Below are 17,122 nucleotides of genomic sequence, written 5' to 3' on the forward strand. Positions count from 1 at the left end.
AACGGAAAATGCGTCCCTTAAGGCCATCTGCGTTGACGCAGGAGAGGAATTAGCTTACAAGGTTTAGCGATTTTCAATACGGTGTAACCGTCTATGCTGGGTAAATCCCGGCAAACAGATCAGAAAACTCCTCTGTACGCAGCGTTGTAAAGACGCAGCGCTGGCGCGTTACAGTTTCGCGAACACAGGCCAATTCAGAAATGGATGTGCTGAAGGCAATATAATCGGTTGCCAAACAGCCTTGAGTGTTGAGATAATTTTTCATCTGACTCTTGCTAACGCTCATGAGGTCTCAGTTCCTGTCCCGCCAGCAAATGCTGAACGCGGGGTATCATTAACGAATTCTTAGTAATACCGACAAAATGGCAGAGAAACGCAATATCTTTCTGGTTGGGCCGATGGGTGCCGGCAAAAGCACTATTGGCCGTCAGTTGGCTCAGCAACTCAACATGGAGTTCTTCGATTCCGATCAGGAAATTGAGCGACGCACCGGAGCGGATGTGGGCTGGGTTTTTGATGTCGAAGGCGAAGCTGGCTTTCGCGATCGCGAAGAAAAAATCATTAACGAACTGACCGAGAAGCAAGGCATCGTCCTGGCGACAGGCGGTGGTTCCGTCAAATCCCGGGAAACGCGTAATCGTCTCTCCGCCCGCGGTGTTGTGGTTTATCTTGAAACCACCATCGAGAAGCAACTTGCGCGCACCCAACGTGACAAAAAACGTCCGTTGCTGCAGGTGGATTCACCGCCGCGTGAAGTGCTCGAAGCGCTGGCTGGCGAACGTAACCCGCTCTACGAAGAGATCGCCGATGTAACCATTCGCACAGATGATCAGAGTGCGAAAGTGGTGGCGAATCAGATTATCCACATGTTGGAAAAAAGTTGATCCAACGTTCGAAGGCTCCTTAACAGGTATCGGGCATCATGGAGAAGATCACCGTCTCACTGGGGGAACGCAGTTACCCCATCACTATCGCTGCCGGACTGTTTAACGATCCGGCTTCTTTTTGGCCGCTAACCGCGGGCGAAAACGCCATGGTGGTGACAAACCAGACGCTGGCTCCGCTTTATCTTGACCAGCTGACGGCGCTGCTGACGGCGGCAGGTGTAAAAGTGGATCAGGTGATCTTACCCGACGGCGAGCAATATAAGACGCTGGCCGTAATGGATCAGGTTTTTACCGCGCTCCTGCAAAAGCCGCACGGTCGTGATACGACGCTTATCGCCTTAGGCGGCGGCGTTATTGGCGATCTTACCGGTTTTGCTGCGGCCAGTTATCAGCGTGGCGTACGCTTTATTCAGGTACCAACCACCTTACTGTCGCAGGTCGACTCTTCGGTTGGCGGCAAAACGGCCGTTAACCATCCGCTGGGCAAAAACATGATCGGCGCGTTTTATCAACCCGCGTCGGTGGTGATTGATACTGCCTGTCTGCAGACGCTGCCCGCGCGCGAACTGGCGTCGGGTCTGGCGGAAGTGATTAAGTACGGCATCATCCTCGACGGTGCGTTTTTCCAGTGGCTGGAGCAGAATCTTGATGCCCTGCTGGCGCTGGATGAACAGGCGCTGGCGTACTGCATTCGTCGCTGCTGTGAACTCAAAGCCGAAGTCGTGGCCGCCGATGAGCGTGAAAACGGTCAGCGGGCGTTGCTGAATCTGGGCCATACTTTTGGTCATGCGATTGAAGCACATATGGGCTATGGCAACTGGCTGCACGGTGAAGCGATTGCAGCGGGCATGGTGATGGCGGCACGCACGGCTGAACGCCTGGGGCAGTTCCAGGCGCAGGAGACGGACCGCATTATTGCCCTGTTCCTGCGTGCCGGTTTGCCGGTGCATGGGCCGGAGGCGATGAGTGCGGAGATGTATCTGCCGCACATGATGCGCGATAAGAAAGTTCTGGCGGGCGAATTGCGGCTGGTACTCCCGCTGTCGATTGGCCGCTCTGAAGTGCGTGGTGGCGTGGCACATGATATGGTGCTGGCTGCAATTAATGATTGTCAGCAATCCTGAGATTAAGCAGTTGAGTGGTGACGCGGCGCGCAGGGTGCGCAGTGCGGAATGCCGCTTTACGGAGGAGGCAAAATGGATGAGTTTAAACCGGAAGATGAGTTAAAACCTGACGCCAGCGATCGCCGTCCCTCGCGCCCTCGTAAGTCGTCTCCCGCAGCCAAAATACCGGTTTCGCGCCAGCGCATCATGATGGGTGTCGGGATCCTGGTTCTGCTGTTACTGGTACTGGGTATTGGTTCAGCGTTGAATGGCCCGGATGAGAAAAAACCTGCTACTGCGGGTAATACGCCTGCCGCTGGCGGTGGTTCCGGCAGCGAGAAGAACATCGACCTGGCCGGCTCCTCTTCCATGTCAGGTGGACAGACGAAGCCGACAGGCGAGCAGACCACGCCAGCTACCAGCGAAAATAACGCGGCGACCAGCGGTAATGCTGCATCTGACCCGCAGCGCGACGTCTCAATGCCGCCTGTGGCTTCAACGCCTACGCAGGCAGCCCCTGTTGAGACGCCAGCGAATCAGCAGCGTGTCACGCTGCCGGGCGATCTGAACAGCGCGCTGAGTAATCAGCAGCAGCAGGTCGACAGTGCCGCGATGGGCACGCAGGGTGGCAGTTCACTGCCAACGGCGCCTGCTACGGTCAGCGGCAATGCCGGAACGGCTGCGAATCCGGTTACGGCCCCTGCAGGCCGTCAGACGCCAAACAAATCAAACGCTTCTGCCCGTCCGGCGCACGATTCATCGCATAAAACTGCCTCGAAGCCTGCAACCCGTGACAGCAAAACGCATACCACGCCAGCACGTACGCCAGCCCCTTCTGCTCCGGCCACTGCGGCGGCAGGCAGCAGTTCAGCCAGCAAATCATTGCCAGGCGGCAGCTATACCCTGCAGCTGAGCGGTGCATCGAAGGGGGAAAGCCTGAATGCCTGGGCTAAGCAGCAGAATCTGAGTGGATATCACGTCTACAAAACCACCCGTAACGGTCAGCCGTGGTACGTGCTGGTGAGTGGTTCCTATGCCACACCGGCTGATGCCAAACGCGCGGTAGCCTCACTGCCTGCCGAAGTGCGTGCGAAGAACCCGTGGGTTAAACCAGTAAGCCAGGTGAAGAAAGAAGCCAGCCAATAGCGGATGTGGGGCCAGTTTCTGGCCCCGTTTTAAGCGCAGATCTGCTGTCGGTCCAGCCACAGCCTCACAATAAGATGTAATAACCACGACAGCATGAAAAAAAATCGCGCTTTCCTGAAATGGGCAGGGGGAAAATTTCCCTTAGTAGAAGAGATCCATCGCCATCTGCCGCAAGGCGACTGTCTGGTAGAACCCTTTGTTGGCGCGGGTTCGGTGTTTCTGAACACTGAATTTGATCGCTACCATCTGGCCGATATCAACAGTGACCTGATTAATCTCTATAACATTGTTAAAACGCGCACGGCGGATTTCATCCGTGACGCGCAGCTGCTGTTTACGCCGGAAAGTAACAACGAGATCTGTTATTACCAGCGTCGCACCGAATTTAACACCAGCACCGACGCCTACCTGCGCGCGCTGTTGTTCCTCTATCTGAACCGTCACTGCTACAACGGCCTCTGTCGCTATAACCTGCGTGGCGAGTTCAACGTGCCGTTTGGCCGCTATCGCAAACCCTACTTTCCGGAAGCAGAACTGTTATGGTTTGCCGAGCGTGCGCAAAAAGCGACGTTTGTCTGTGAATCGTACGATGTTACCCTGACCAATGCCGGTAAAGGCTCGGTAGTCTATTGCGATCCGCCTTATGCGCCGCTGTCGGCAACGGCCAATTTCACGGCTTATCACACCAACAGCTTTAGCCTGCGTGAGCAGGAGAACCTGGCGGCGTTAGCGGCAAAGCTGGCTTCGTCGGAGAACCGGATTCCGGTACTGATTTCTAACCACGACACTGCACTGACGCGTTTATGGTATCAGGATGCAGAGTTACATGTGGTCAAAGCCCGGCGTTCTATCAGCCGAAGCATAACGGGTCGCACCAAGGTCGACGAACTGCTGGCACTTTATAGCTAGTCTGTTTCGTCCGCGACCAACGCATTACGCCAGCCTGCGTGCTGGCGCACAACAGTGGGAGAATCGGATGAAACAATATTTGCTGGCCCCTTCAATCCTTTCGGCGGACTTTGCTCGCCTGGGCGAAGACACAGCCAAAGCGCTGGCGGCCGGAGGTGACGTGGTTCACTTCGACGTGATGGACAACCACTACGTGCCTAATCTGACCATGGGTCCGATGGTGCTGAAAGCACTGCGCGACTATGGCATCACTGCCCCCATCGATGTGCATCTGATGGTGAAGCCGGTAGATGCGCTGATCCCTGATTTCGCCAAAGCGGGTGCCACCTACATCACCTTTCATCCCGAAGCCAGCGAACACGTTGACCGCACCCTGCAAATCATTAAAGAGCATGGCTGCAAAGCGGGTCTGGTGTTTAACCCGGCGACCCCGCTGAGCTACCTCGATTACGTCATGGATAAGCTGGATATCATTCTGCTGATGTCAGTGAACCCCGGCTTTGGCGGTCAGTCATTTATTCCTGGCACACTGGATAAACTGCGTGAAGCGCGCAGGCGTATCGATCAGAGCGGTTACAGCATTCGTCTTGAAGTGGATGGCGGCGTGAAGATCGACAATATTGGCCAGATTGCCGCCGCTGGTGCCGACATGTTTGTCGCCGGTTCCGCGATCTTCGGTCACCCTGACTATAAAAAAGTGATCGACGATATGCGCAACGAACTGGAGAAGGCCAATGGCTCATTTCACTGATATTCGTGCGCTGGCGTTTGATCTTGATGGGACACTGGTGGATAGCGCACCCGGCCTGGCCGATGCGATTGATCGCACGCTGAACGATCTCCGTCTGCCGCAGGCGGGCCTTGAGCGTGTCTCAACCTGGATTGGCAACGGAGCGGATATCATGATGGCCCGTGCGCTGACCTTCGCGCTGGGCCGTGAGCCGCAGCCGGAAGAGCAGCGTGATGCGCGGGCGCTGTTTGACCGGCATTATGCCGATACCGTGGATGCAGGCAGTACGCTGTTTCCACAGGTAAAGCAGACGCTTGCCGCATTAAAGGCTGCCGGGCTGCCGATGGCGATAGTCACCAACAAGCCGACGCCGTTTGTGGCACCGCTACTGGATTCGCTTGGCATTGCTGATGCGTTTTCGCTGATTATCGGTGGCGACGATGTGCCGGTTAAAAAACCGCATCCTGCGGCAATCTTTATGGTGCTGGGTACCTTTGGTGTGTTGCCGAATGAGTTGCTGTTTGTCGGCGACTCACGCAATGATATCCAGGCGGCACAGGCGGCGGGCGTACCCAATATCGGCATGACCTTTGGCTATAACTATGGCGAGCCGATTGCCACCAGCCAGCCCGATTTAACCCTCGACTCTTTCGAAGAACTTTTGCCCGCTCTGGGGCTGTAAATATCAGGACTTAAGTATGAAACCCATCGTTTTCAGCGGCGCACAGCCGTCCGGCGAACTGACCATTGGCAACTATATGGGAGCGCTGCGTCAGTGGGTGCAGATGCAGGATGATTTCCACTGCATTTATTGCATCGTTGATCTGCACGCGATCACCGTGCGTCAGGATCCTGTTGCACTGCGTAAAGCGACGCTGGACACGCTGGCGCTCTATCTGGCCTGTGGTATCGACCCGCAAAAAAGCACCATCTTTGTTCAGTCGCATGTGCCAGAGCACACGCAGCTGAGCTGGATCCTGAACTGCTACGCCTACTTCGGTGAACTGAGCCGCATGACGCAGTTCAAGGATAAATCAGCGCGTTACGAAGAGAACATCAACGCCGGTCTGTTCGACTATCCGGTGCTGATGGCGGCTGACATTCTGCTCTATCAGACCAACCAGGTGCCGGTGGGTGAAGATCAGAAGCAGCATCTGGAGCTGAGCCGCGATATCGCGCATCGCTTCAATGCGATTTATGGCGATATCTTCCGGGTGCCAGAGCCGTTCATTCCGAAGTCTGGCGCACGCGTGATGTCGCTGCTGGAACCGACGAAGAAGATGTCCAAGTCTGACGATAACCGCAATAACGTGATCGGCCTGCTGGAAGATCCGAAAGCGGTCGTGAAGAAGATTAAACGCGCCGTCACCGATTCTGAAGAGCCGCCAGTGGTGCGCTACGACATCAAAGAGAAAGCGGGCGTCTCTAACCTGCTGGATATTCTGTCGGGCGTGACCGGTAAAACCATCGCCGAGCTGGAGCAGGAGTTCGAAGGCAAGATGTATGGCCACCTGAAAGGCGCAGTAGCCGATGCCGTGTCGGGTATGCTCTCTGAGCTGCAGGAGCGTTATCACAGCTTCCGCAACGATGAGGCACTGCTGGAGCAGGTGATGCGTGATGGCGCGGCCAAAGCACGCGCACAGGCGCAGGAAACGCTAAAGAAGGTCTATCAGGCGGTAGGCTTTGTCGCGATGCCGTAATGGCTGAGCAGACAACCAGGACGGCGGGCATTGTGCCCGCCGTTTTTATTTGCAGGACTCAGAACCAGCGCAGGCTGCCACGCAGACTCACCACGCTGCCGATGATCATCAGGCTGGGACTGGTTACCTGATCGGCTAACGCTTCCAGCTCGCTCAGTGTCCCGGTGACCACGCGTTGACGCGTAGTGGTGCCGTTTTCCACCAGCGCCACCGGCATATCGCTGCGCATACCGTGCTTTATCAGCTGCTGCTGAATCTCGCCGGCCTGCGTGAGCCCCATATAAAAGACCAGCGTCTGTTGTTCCGCCGCCAGCGTCTGCCAGGCGAGCGTGCCCTCTTTCTGCAGATGTCCGGTAACCAGTCTGACACTCTGCGCATGATCGCGGTGGGTCAGGGGAATACCGCTGTAAGCTGCACAGCCCGATGCGGCGGTGATCCCCGGCACCACGCTGAACGGAATCTGCCGCTGCGCCAGCGCTTCCAGCTCTTCACCGCCGCGACCAAAGATAAAGGGATCGCCGCCTTTCAGCCGCACTACGCGTTTTCCCCGCTGCGCCTGTTCGCAGAGCAGCTGGTTGATCTCATCCTGCGGCACGCAGTGATGTCCAGCGCGTTTCCCGACAAAAATGCGCTCGGCATCGCGGCGCACCAGATTCAGGATCTCATCAGAGACCAGCCGGTCATAGACGATGACGTCTGCCTGCTGGATTAGCTGTAAGCCTTTCAGGGTCAGTAATCCGGCATCACCCGGACCGGCACCGACCAGCGCCACTTCACCCTGTTGGCGAAGGTCAGACTTAAAGAGCTGGCCGGTAATCTGCTCCGCGCGTTCACTGTCGCCGTTGGCCAGCGTCTGGGCCAGACGCTCGCTGTTAAAGAAGCGTTCCCAGAAGTGGCGGCGGGCACTGACAGCGCTGAACTGTTGTTTAACCCGCGCGCGCAGGGTGCCTGCCAGCTGCGCCAGCTGGCCAAGGTGTTGCGGCAGCATCGCCTCCAGCTTCTCCCGCAACAGGCGCGCGAGTACCGGCGCGCGTCCACCGGAAGAGACGGCGACCATCAGCGGGGAACGATCGATGATCGACGGCATAATGGCGCTGGCCTGCTGCGGCGCATCCACCAGGTTGCAGAATATCTGCTGTTTTTCGGCGGCTTCAGCTACCTGCTGATTAACCGCATCGTCGCTGGTCGCGGCGACCACCAGCCAGCAGCCGGTGAGCCAGTGCGGATCAAACGCCCCTGGCAGCAGCGTGATGGTTTCCTGCTGCGCCCATTGCCGGAAGGCGGGGGAGAAATCAAGGGCACCGACCAGCAGTTCGGCGCCGGCCTCCAGCAGCAGGCGGGCTTTCCGCTCAGCCACGTCACCTGCGCCGACCAGCAGGCAGCGTCGGCCCTGCAGGCGGCAGAACAAGGGGAAGTAGTCCATCAGACGTCCTTAAAAAAGCCCGCGGAGGCGGGCTGTTGACGGGGGTTACAGGCAGACTTCGACCTGTCCGGCATTGACCCGCACCGGCCAGGCCGCCACGGAGCGCGTTTCATCCTCCATGCAGTAGCCATCGCTAAGACGGAAACGCTGCTTTTTCAGCGGGCTGGCAACCCAGAGCGCATCCTGATGTTCAGCAATAATGCCGCGTGACAGCACGCTGGCATCGGCAAAGGGGTCGATATTGCTGATGGCATAGAGCTGCTCATCGTTGCGGGGACGGAAGATAGCAACCTGCTGGCCTCTGACCAGCGCGCAGACGCCCGTGGCGGGCAGGATCTGCGTCAGCGGGCACACCGGATTCCACTGGCTCATGATTCGGTCTCCTCAATCAGGGTCACGGCAATGCGTTCATCGGCGCGTGCCGGGCGGTGCTGGTCGCGCTCCGCCACCCGCTGCACGCCAGGATCGCGCTGCGGCGAGTTGATAAAGTGGGCAAAGCGTGTCAGGTGATCCTTATCTTCCAGCGTCGCTTTCCATTCACAGCTGACGCTGGCGCGCAGTGCGGCCAGCTGCTGCTCCATCTGGCCGTTGAGGCCAAGTTTGTCATCCACAATCACCTTACGCAGATAGTCGATGCCGCCTTCCAGACTCTCCAGCCACAGCGAGGTGCGCTGCAGTTTGTCGGCGGTGCGGATATAGAACATCATGAAACGGTCGAGATAGGTGACCAGCGTCTGCTGATCGAGATCGGCCGCCAGCAGATCGCCATGGCGCGGTTTCATGCCGCCGTTGCCGCAGACGTAGAGGTTCCACCCTTTTTCCGTCGCGATAATGCCGACATCTTTGCCCTGTGCTTCCGCACATTCGCGGGTGCAACCAGAGACGCCAAACTTCATCTTATGCGGCGTACGGATGCCTTTGTAGCGATTCTCCAGCATCACGCCGAAGCCGAGGCTGTCACCCACGCCATAACGGCACCAGGCGCTGCCAACGCAGGTTTTCGCCATCCGCAGCGCCTTGGCGTAGGCCTGGCCGGTTTCAAATCCGGCGTCGATCAGCTGTGACCAGATGGCGGGCAGATCGTCTTTCTGCGCGCCAAACAGACCGATGCGCTGAGAGCCGGTAATTTTGGTGTAGAGCTGATAGCGCTCGGCGATCTCGCCAATCACTTTCAGTCCCTGAGGCGTGATTTCACCGCCAGGCGAGCGCGGGATCACCGAGTAGGTGCCATCTTTCTGGATATTGCCAAGGTAGAGGTCGTTGCTGTCCTGTAACGGCGCGTGCTGGGGCTTGAGCACATACTCATTCCAGCAGGAGGCGAGCAGTGAGCCAACCACCGGCTTGCACACTTCACAGCCGTAACCCTGACCATAGCGGACCAGCAGTTCGTCAAAGGTTTTAATCTCCTCTACCTGAATCAGATGATAAAGCTCCTGGCGTGACCAGGCGAAGTGGGCGCAAAGATGATTATTGATCTCAATGCCCTGACGGCTGAGTTCACTGTTGAGAACCTGGGTGATCAGTGGGATACAGCCGCCGCAACCGGTGCCGGCACGAGTGCTGCTTTTCAGTGCTGCCACAGTATGACAGCCACCCTGAACCGCCTTAATGATGTCGCCTTTACTGACGTCAAAACAGGAGCAGATTTGTGCGGTATCAGGCAGAGAATCGACGCCGATGGCCGGTTTATCACCGCTGCCGGCTGGCAGAATCAGCGCTTCCGGATTAGCAGGCAGCGGAATACCATTCAGCACCAGCTGCAGCAGGTTGCCATAGTCGCTGGTGTCACCCACCAGTACGGCACCCAGCAGGGTTTTCTGATCTTCACTGATAATCAGGCGCTTGTAGATCGATTTGCTCTCATCCAGCCAGACCACGCTGCGTGCGCCTGGCGTAGTGCCGCGCGCATCGCCAATGCCGCCGACATCGACACCCAGCAGCTTCAGTTTGGCGCTCATGTCCGCGCCGGTAAACGCATTGTCGCGGCCCAGCAGATGGTCGCTGGCGACCTGGGCCATTTTGTATCCCGGCGCCACCAGGCCATAGACACGATTCTGCCAGGCAGCGCACTCACCGATGGCGTAAATGGTGGGATCGCTGGTCCGGCACTGGTCATCAATGACAATGCCGCCGCGCGGACCCAGGGCTAATCCACACTGCTTCGCCAGCTTGTCCTGCGGCCGGATACCGGTCGAGAAGACGATAAAATCGACCTCCAGCGCGCTGCCATCAGCAAACTGCAGCGTTTTGCCGCCGTGCTCGTGATGCACAATCTGTCGGGTATTTTTACCGGTATGGACCCGCACACCCATCTGCTCAATCTTGCGGCGTAACTGCTCACCGCCTTGCTGATCTAACTGCTCCGCCATCAGCACCGGCGCAAATTCAATAACGTGGGTTTCAATGCCCAGATTTTTCAGTGCGCCCGCCGCTTCCAGCCCCAGCAGGCCGCCGCCAATCACCGCACCGCGTTTGCTGCGGCGCGAACAGGCTTCGATGGCGTTGAGATCCTCGATGGTGCGATAGACAAAGCAGTCGCTGCCTTCAGCACCGTTGATTGGCGGGATCCACGGATAAGAGCCGGTGGCAAAAATCAGCGTATCGTAATGCACCGCGCGACCGGTACTGGAGTGAATGAGCTTCTCATCACGGTTGATCGTGATGGCGCGTTCACCCAGCAGCAGATTGACCTGATGTTTGTCGTAATAGCCTTCACGAACCAGCGACAATTCTTCAGCGGTGTGATGGGAAAAGTAGGCGGACAGGTGGACACGATCATAGGCGACACGGGGTTCTTCACAAAAGACGGTCAGCGAAAACTGGTCAGGTTCCGCTTTCTCTAGTAATTCTTCTATGAAGCGGTGGCCGACCATGCCGTTACCGATAACGACGACATTGTGCTTGCTCATTTTTGCCTCAAATTTGCGATATCTGCGGCTACAATAGCGCGCCGTTTCCGGCACTTATTGATATACATCAACCACGACGCCATATACCTATTAAGAGGTATGTGTTTGATTTGAGGTAATTTTTTCTGGTGCGGATAACCCGCTGATTATTCGGGCTTGCGGCGGGTCACCTGAATCGTGTTAGTTTTAAAACACAAAACCGGAAAAGGAGTCGGCAATGATGTCACCTAAGTGGATCAATAACGTGCGTTTACCCTGGCGGGATGGGTTATGGCAGATCGCCATCGCCGATGGCAAAATTGCCCGGCTCTCAGCCCAGCCGCAGCACGCTTCACCGGCGGATGAATCGCTGGACGGCGAGGGTGGCTTAGCCTGCGCGCCTTTTATTGAGCCGCATATTCATCTGGATACGACCCAGACCGCTGGCGAACCCGCGTGGAACCAGTCCGGGACGCTGTTTGAAGGCATTGAGCGCTGGGCTGAACGCAAAGCCATGCTCAGTCATGAAGATGTTAAGCGGCGGGCGATGCAGACGCTGAAATGGCAGATTGCCAACGGCATTCAGTTTGTCCGTACCCATGTTGACGTTTCTGACCCGTCACTGACGGCGCTTAAAGCGATGCTGGAGCTAAAGGCAGAGATGGCGCCGTGGATCACTATCCAGATTGTTGCTTTTCCCCAGGAGGGTATTCTCTCTTATCCCAACGGTGAAGCGTTGCTGGAGGAGGCATTGCGGCTGGGCGCGGATGTGGTCGGCGCGATCCCGCATTATGAATTTACCCGTGAATATGGCGTTGAGTCGCTGCATAAAACCTTTGCGCTGGCTAACCGCTATGATCGGTTGATCGATGTTCACTGCGATGAGATCGATGATGAACAGTCGCGCTTTGTGGAAACCGTGGCGGCGCTGGCGCATCGCGATGGCAACGGCGCGCGCGTGACGGCCAGTCATACCACCGCGATGCACTCTTACAATGGCGCGTATACCTCACGACTGTTTCGACTGCTTAAGCTGTCGGGCATTAATTTTATCGCGAATCCGCTGGTCAATATTCACCTGCAGGGCCGCTTTGATACCTACCCTAAGCGGCGCGGCATTACGCGGGTGAAAGAGATGCTGGAGGCGGAGATTAACGTCTGTTTCGGCCACGACGATGTTTTCGATCCCTGGTATCCGCTGGGCACCGCCAGCATGCTGCAGGTGCTGCATATGGGCTTACACGTCTGTCAGTTGATGGGCTATGAGCAGATTGATGCGGGTCTGGATCTGATTACGCATAACAGCGCGAAGACGCTGCAGCTGTCAGGCTATGGCATTCAGACCGGTAACGATGCCAGCCTGATTATTCTGCCGGCAGAGAGTGGTTTTGATGCGGTAAGAAGGCAGGTTCCGGTGCGCTATTCACTGCGTCGCGGCATCGTGGTGGCAGAGACAAAGCCTGCAGAAAGCGAGATTTACTGGCGGGAGCGGGAGCGTATAGACTTCCGGCGTTAAACAGCAGGGCGGCGATCAATCGCCGCCCTGAATGATTAATGCGTAACGTGACCGTGCGAGCGATGTTTAGTGACCAGCCCCAGCAGGACACACATCACAAACACCACCGCGTAGAGGCCATTGGCGGTGGCCAGTGCCGTGTGCACGCCGCTCTTCTCGACAATCGGCGCGGTCACCACGAAGGTCAGCATGGTGCCGACGGTACCGCAGGTCAGAATGAAGTTCACCAGCTTCGGTGACGCCACTTTGGTCTGCAGCGAGCCGAGCGTGATGATGGTGGTGTAAATCGCGCTGGAGCTGAAGCCCAACACCATAATGATCCACTTCAGCATGCTGGCATCCTGGCTGCTGACGAACCAGTACATCAGCACGGTAGCCAGTCCCGCCAGCACCATCAGAATGCGTTGCAGATCGAAGAAGCGCAGCAGGAAGCTGAAGGCCCACATACCCACCATATACGCGGTCCAGAAGCTGCCCACCAGTTGTCCGGCATCATTAATATTCATGCCCATGACTTTGGTGGCATATTCCGGCACCCAGGAGATAAAGCCAAGCTGGCCCAGAATGTAGCAGAGCGCCGCCACTGCCAGCAGCAGCACGCCCACACCCCATTTTTCTTTCTCAACTGTCGGGCTGTTTTCAGGCTTACGCAGCACCGGGAATTCAACAAACAGCGTCATGATGAAGATCGCGACGTAGATAAAGCCGATGCAGACGTAGACCCAGTACCACGGCAGCTGACGCGCCAGCAGAATCCCTGCCAGCACCGGAAACAGCGTGCCCGCCATGCTGAAGAAGGAGTCGGTAAACAGCAGGCGTGAACCACGCTGACGGCCTTCATACATATGGGTGATCAGGAAGGTGCCGATCGACATGGTAATGCCGCTGACCACGCCCAGCACAAACATACAGAGCGAGAAGACGGTCAGATCGCGGCTGGTCATCAACCCGATTATCGCCAGTACCATCAGGACGAAGCCGAAAATCAGCTGACGCTTTAGTGGCACAATCACCATCAGCCAGGCGTTCAGGAAAACCGCAGCCAGGATGCCGCTGTTGAGGAAGGTGAAGGTATTACTCATGCTGGAGATGGGGATCTGGAAATCTTTTGCGATATCGCCCATTACCATGCCGGTAACGATCACCAGCGCGCCGGTAAGCGCGTAGGAGAAGAAGCTTATCCAGGTGAGGCCAATACGATTACGGTTTGTCATGTTCTGAACCTGTTGAGAACCGGGTGCCAAAAAGTGTCAGAAAGTGTAAACGGAACCGTGATCTTAATAAACAACCAGTGAAACCAGAGATCCATATTTCATGTGTTGTGTGATTTTAATCACGTAATTGCCGGGGTTTAACGTTTGCTCGCCCCATTTGCTGTCACAGCGTAAATATAGGTAAAACGCTGGCTCCTGGAATAGAGTCTCTTTACAATCAATCACGTTTTTGTGCCCGCTCTCCCAGGTAAGGAATCTTTCATGTTTAAACGTACTTTAACAGCGGCCATCACCCTGTTAGCGCTCTCTTCCGTTTCCGCCCAGGCGCTGGCTGCAAAAGGTGACACCCACGTTCTGCTCACCACCTCCGCCGGCAATATCGAACTCGAACTGAATAACCAGAAAGCGCCGGTTTCTGTGAAAAACTTCGTTGATTACGTCAACAACGGTTTTTACAACAACACCATTTTTCACCGCGTGATCCCGGGCTTTATGGTGCAGGGTGGGGGCTTCACTACGGACATGCAGCAGAAGCAGACCAACGCGCCGATCAAGAATGAAGCGGATAACGGCCTGCGTAACCTGCGCGGCACGATCTCCATGGCACGTACCGCCGATAAAGACAGTGCGACCAGCCAGTTCTTCCTCAACGTCGCGGATAATGCATTCCTCGACCACGGACAGCGTGATTTTGGCTATGCCGTATTTGGTAAGATTGTGAAAGGTCAGGATGTGGTTGAAAAAATTTCTCAGGTACCGACCAAAGATGTGGGTCCTTACCAGAATGTTCCGTCCAAACCGGTAGTTATCCTCTCCGCCAAAGTCCTGCCTTAAGTCCGTTCGTCGCCATCTGCGGATGGCGACCGCCTGCCGTATCCGGCAAAGCCAGAATTTGCTCTTATACTTAGGGCAAAAACCTGAGCAGGAGGCGGCATGGCGAACAAACTCACCGAAAAACAGAAGGTCACCCTGTGGCGACAGCGGCGTAGCGCCAGCTATCAGGCCAGCTGTCGGCTGGAAGGCTTTACGCCAAATGAAACCAGCGTAAACAGCGATGATGCGGCCGCACGTCTGGCGTCACTGAGGAGGCAATATGGACTCTAATACCGCCGTCAGCCAGGATCCCTACCTGTGGCAGCATGACAATGTGCTGAAAAACCTGCCCGATATTCACGATGCCGCGCAGCTGCGTAAGGCGGAGCTGAGCTTCAGTGCGGCGCGTGCCGCCACGCTGGAGCTTGGCCCCCGTAATCCTGGACTGCCTTACCTGCGCCAGATCCACCGTACGCTGTTTCAGGACGTCTACAGCTGGGCTGGTGAACTGCGCACCATCGATATCTGGCGCGATGAGACGCCGTTCTGTCATTTCGAATATATCGAAAAGGAAGGTAACGCCCTGATGGCCGCGCTGGAGGAGGAGAAGGGACTCGCTGACCTGCCGCGTGACGCGTTTATTGAGCGTGTTGCCCACTACTATTGCGAAATCAATATGTTGCATCCTTTCCGCCACGGCAATGGTCGGGCGCAGCGGATTTTCTTTGAACAGCTGGCGCTGCATGCCGGTTATCTGCTCTCCTGGGAAGAGACGGACGCTGAGAGCTGGAAAGCGGCGAATCAGGCCGGTGTGGCCGGAGACCTGACTCTGCTGGAGCAGGTATTTGCGAAAGTGGTGAGCGAGGCGGCTTAACCGCGTAGAATAGCGGCGCGGGTAATTATTCTGGACTGGCCATGCTGCTGCTTATCGACAATTACGACTCCTTTACCTGGAATCTTTATCAATATTTCTGCGAGCTGGGCGCGCAGGTTCAGGTGGTGCGCAATGATGCCATCACGCTGGAGCAGATGGCGGCATTACCGCTGACTCATCTGGTGATCTCGCCTGGTCCCTGCACGCCGTCGGAGTCAGGTATTTCACTGGCGGCGATCCGGCATTTCGCCGGTCAGCTGCCGGTGCTGGGCGTCTGCCTGGGCCATCAGGCAATTGCGCAGGCGTATGGCGCGCAGGTCGTGCGTGCGCGTCAGGTGATGCACGGCAAAACCTCTGCGATTCAGCACACCGGCCAGGGCGTGTTCCGCAATCTGAATAATCCGCTTACTGTAACCCGCTACCATTCGCTGATTGTACAGCGCGACTCCCTGCCTGATGCATTCGAGGTGACTGCCTGGACGGTGCGTGACGGCGAGCCTGACGAAATTATGGGATTCCGCCATAAAACCCTGGCGCTGGAAGGCGTGCAGTTCCATCCCGAAAGCATTCTCAGCGAGCAGGGACATCAGCTGCTGCGTAATTTCCTTGAGCAATAAGTTGCCTTTGAGTGATTTTTTATGCATATTTTGTGATTATTATTTCAAAGTTGCACATCAATCATCTAAATGGGGTCATCAATGGCAGCGGAAAAAATTGCGGTCACGCGGGAGACGTTCGATAACGTTATTTTGCCTGTTTATGCACCTGCGCAGTTCGTGCCGGTAAAAGGCAAGGGCAGTCGTGTATGGGATCAGCAGGGCAAAGAGTATATCGATTTCTCAGGTGGTATCGCCGTCACCGCACTAGGACACTGCCATCCTGCGCTGGTGGAGACGCTGAAAAGTCAGGGCGAGACGCTGTGGCACACCAGCAACGTCTTCACCAACGAACCGGCGCTGCGTCTTGCCAGTAAGTTAATTCAGGCGACCTTCGCTGAGCGGGTCTTCTTCGCTAACTCCGGGGCCGAAGCCAACGAAGCCGCTTTTAAGCTGGCGCGCTACTACGCCTGCAAACGTCACAGCCCGTTCAAAAGTAAGATCATCGCCTTTCATAACGCCTTTCATGGCCGGACGCTGTTTACCGTCACGGTCGGCGGACAGCCAAAATATTCTGACGGGTTCGGGCCTAAACCGGCGGATATCGTCCATGTGCCGTTCAATGACCTGAACGCAGTGAAAGCGGTGATTGACGATCACACCTGCGCCATTGTGGTTGAACCGATTCAGGGTGAGGGCGGCGTCGTGCCCGCAACGCAGGAATTTATGCAGGGACTGCGTGAGCTTTGCGATCAGCATCAGGCGCTGCTGGTGCTGGATGAAGTGCAGAGCGGCATGGGGCGCAGCGGCAAGCTGTTCGCCTATGAGCATTATGGCGTCCAGCCCGATATTCTGACCTCAGCCAAAGCACTGGGCGGCGGTTTCCCGGTCAGTGCCATGCTGACCACTAACGAGATCGCCTCGACCATGGCGCCGGGCGTGCATGGTACCACCTATGGCGGCAATCCACTCGCCTGCGCCATCGCCGAAACCGCGCTTGATATTATCAATACGCCGGACGTGCTGGCAGGCGTTGAGACACGTCGTCAGCACTTTGTCACAGCGCTGCAGGCCATCGATGCGAAGTATGATCTCTTCAGCGATATTCGCGGCAAGGGTCTGCTGATTGGCGCGGCGCTGAAACCGCAGCATGCCGGTAAAGCACGCGACATCCTGAATGCCGCGGCCGCAGAAGGCGTGATGGTGCTGGTTGCCGGAACCGACGTGATGCGTTTTGCCCCGTCACTGATCATTGAGCCTGCCGACATCGAAGAGGGCATGAGCCGCTTTGCCACGGCCGTCGGCAACGTGCTCAACGGCTAG

The 17,122-nt window shown here is 56.6% G+C and carries 18 protein-coding genes; 13 read left to right on the forward strand and 5 right to left on the reverse strand.

The annotated features are described in order from the left end of the window. Positions 1-91: 91 nt before the first annotated feature. Positions 92-265, reverse strand: coding sequence for a hypothetical protein (locus FOV68_RS19215; protein ID WP_223265993.1), 174 nt, complete (start codon positions 263-265; stop codon positions 92-94). A gap of 97 nt (positions 266-362) precedes the next feature. On the opposite strand from FOV68_RS19215, the gene aroK reads away from it, so the two are divergent. From aroK to trpS, 7 genes are all read left to right on the forward strand, one after another. Further along, positions 363-884, forward strand: coding sequence for a shikimate kinase AroK (gene aroK / locus FOV68_RS19220; RefSeq protein WP_003852989.1), 522 nt, complete (start codon positions 363-365; stop codon positions 882-884). A gap of 38 nt (positions 885-922) precedes the next feature. Beyond that, the gene (gene aroB / locus FOV68_RS19225) at positions 923-2,011 is read left to right on the forward strand and encodes a 3-dehydroquinate synthase (RefSeq protein WP_010253124.1); all 1,089 of its coding nucleotides are present in this window, start codon (positions 923-925) and stop codon (positions 2,009-2,011) included. A 72-nt stretch (positions 2,012-2,083) separates the two neighbouring features. After that, on the forward strand, positions 2,084-3,136 hold the full coding sequence (locus FOV68_RS19230; RefSeq protein WP_143991371.1) for an SPOR domain-containing protein: 1,053 nt from the start codon (positions 2,084-2,086) through the stop codon (positions 3,134-3,136). A 93-nt stretch (positions 3,137-3,229) separates the two neighbouring features. Beyond that, positions 3,230-4,045 (forward strand): adenine-specific DNA-methyltransferase, encoded by an 816-nt coding sequence (gene dam / locus FOV68_RS19235; protein WP_022624047.1) that lies wholly within the window; start codon positions 3,230-3,232, stop codon positions 4,043-4,045. Positions 4,046-4,112: 67 nt separating this feature from the next. Beyond that, the gene (rpe, locus tag FOV68_RS19240; RefSeq protein ID WP_010253116.1) at positions 4,113-4,796 is read left to right on the forward strand and encodes a ribulose-phosphate 3-epimerase; all 684 of its coding nucleotides are present in this window, start codon (positions 4,113-4,115) and stop codon (positions 4,794-4,796) included. Then, positions 4,780-5,457 (forward strand): phosphoglycolate phosphatase, encoded by a 678-nt coding sequence (locus FOV68_RS19245; protein WP_143991372.1) that lies wholly within the window; start codon positions 4,780-4,782, stop codon positions 5,455-5,457. Before rpe ends, FOV68_RS19245 begins: the two co-directional genes overlap by 17 nt. A 16-nt stretch (positions 5,458-5,473) precedes the next feature. Beyond that, positions 5,474-6,475: a tryptophan--tRNA ligase gene (gene trpS, locus FOV68_RS19250; protein ID WP_031593902.1), complete on the forward strand. Its 1,002-nt coding sequence runs from the start codon at positions 5,474-5,476 to the stop codon at positions 6,473-6,475. 58 nt (positions 6,476-6,533) lie between these two features. On the opposite strand, the gene cysG is transcribed toward trpS, so the two are convergent. Genes cysG through nirB form a run of 3 tightly spaced genes read right to left on the reverse strand, consistent with a single transcriptional unit; the run spans position 6,534 to position 10,807 of the window. Further along, positions 6,534-7,898 carry a siroheme synthase CysG gene (gene cysG, locus FOV68_RS19255; RefSeq protein ID WP_143991373.1) on the reverse strand — a complete coding sequence of 455 codons (1,365 nt, stop codon included), beginning with the start codon at positions 7,896-7,898 and terminating at the stop codon, positions 6,534-6,536. A gap of 45 nt (positions 7,899-7,943) precedes the next feature. Continuing rightward, positions 7,944-8,270, reverse strand: coding sequence for a nitrite reductase small subunit NirD (nirD, locus tag FOV68_RS19260; RefSeq protein WP_137230914.1), 327 nt, complete (start codon positions 8,268-8,270; stop codon positions 7,944-7,946). Next, a complete protein-coding gene (gene nirB / locus FOV68_RS19265; RefSeq protein WP_143991374.1) occupies positions 8,267-10,807 on the reverse strand; it encodes a nitrite reductase large subunit NirB in 2,541 nt (846 codons plus the stop codon). Before nirB ends, nirD begins: the two co-directional genes overlap by 4 nt. Before the next feature lie 217 nt (positions 10,808-11,024). Between nirB and FOV68_RS19270 the strand changes: the two genes are divergently transcribed. Further along, the gene (locus FOV68_RS19270) at positions 11,025-12,302 is read left to right on the forward strand and encodes a cytosine deaminase (protein ID WP_143991375.1); all 1,278 of its coding nucleotides are present in this window, start codon (positions 11,025-11,027) and stop codon (positions 12,300-12,302) included. A gap of 35 nt (positions 12,303-12,337) precedes the next feature. On the opposite strand, the gene tsgA is transcribed toward FOV68_RS19270, so the two are convergent. Further along, on the reverse strand, positions 12,338-13,516 hold the full coding sequence (tsgA, locus tag FOV68_RS19275; protein WP_031593897.1) for an MFS transporter TsgA: 1,179 nt from the start codon (positions 13,514-13,516) through the stop codon (positions 12,338-12,340). Between the two features lie 261 nt (positions 13,517-13,777). On the opposite strand from tsgA, the gene ppiA reads away from it, so the two are divergent. The 5 genes from ppiA (at position 13,778) to FOV68_RS19300 (ending at position 17,122) form a co-directional block, all read left to right on the forward strand. Further along, positions 13,778-14,350, forward strand: a complete 573-nt coding sequence (gene ppiA, locus FOV68_RS19280) for a peptidylprolyl isomerase A (RefSeq protein ID WP_003852970.1) — start codon at positions 13,778-13,780, stop codon at positions 14,348-14,350. Between the two features lie 99 nt (positions 14,351-14,449). Further along, positions 14,450-14,620, forward strand: coding sequence for a YhfG family protein (locus FOV68_RS19285; RefSeq protein ID WP_071941047.1), 171 nt, complete (start codon positions 14,450-14,452; stop codon positions 14,618-14,620). Next, a complete protein-coding gene (locus FOV68_RS19290; RefSeq protein WP_022624052.1) occupies positions 14,610-15,203 on the forward strand; it encodes a putative adenosine monophosphate-protein transferase Fic in 594 nt (197 codons plus the stop codon). Before FOV68_RS19285 ends, FOV68_RS19290 begins: the two co-directional genes overlap by 11 nt. A 41-nt stretch (positions 15,204-15,244) precedes the next feature. Further along, entirely contained in the window at positions 15,245-15,820 is a 576-nt protein-coding gene (locus FOV68_RS19295) for an aminodeoxychorismate/anthranilate synthase component II (protein WP_039388916.1), read from the forward strand. A gap of 81 nt (positions 15,821-15,901) precedes the next feature. Then, complete coding sequence (locus tag FOV68_RS19300; RefSeq protein WP_031593893.1) at positions 15,902-17,122, forward strand: aspartate aminotransferase family protein; 1,221 nt, start codon at positions 15,902-15,904, stop codon at positions 17,120-17,122.

Origin of the sequence: Pantoea sp. paga, assembly GCF_007558755.1 — a bacterium.
In the GTDB taxonomy this organism is placed as follows: Bacteria; Pseudomonadota; Gammaproteobacteria; order Enterobacterales; family Enterobacteriaceae; genus Pantoea; species Pantoea agglomerans.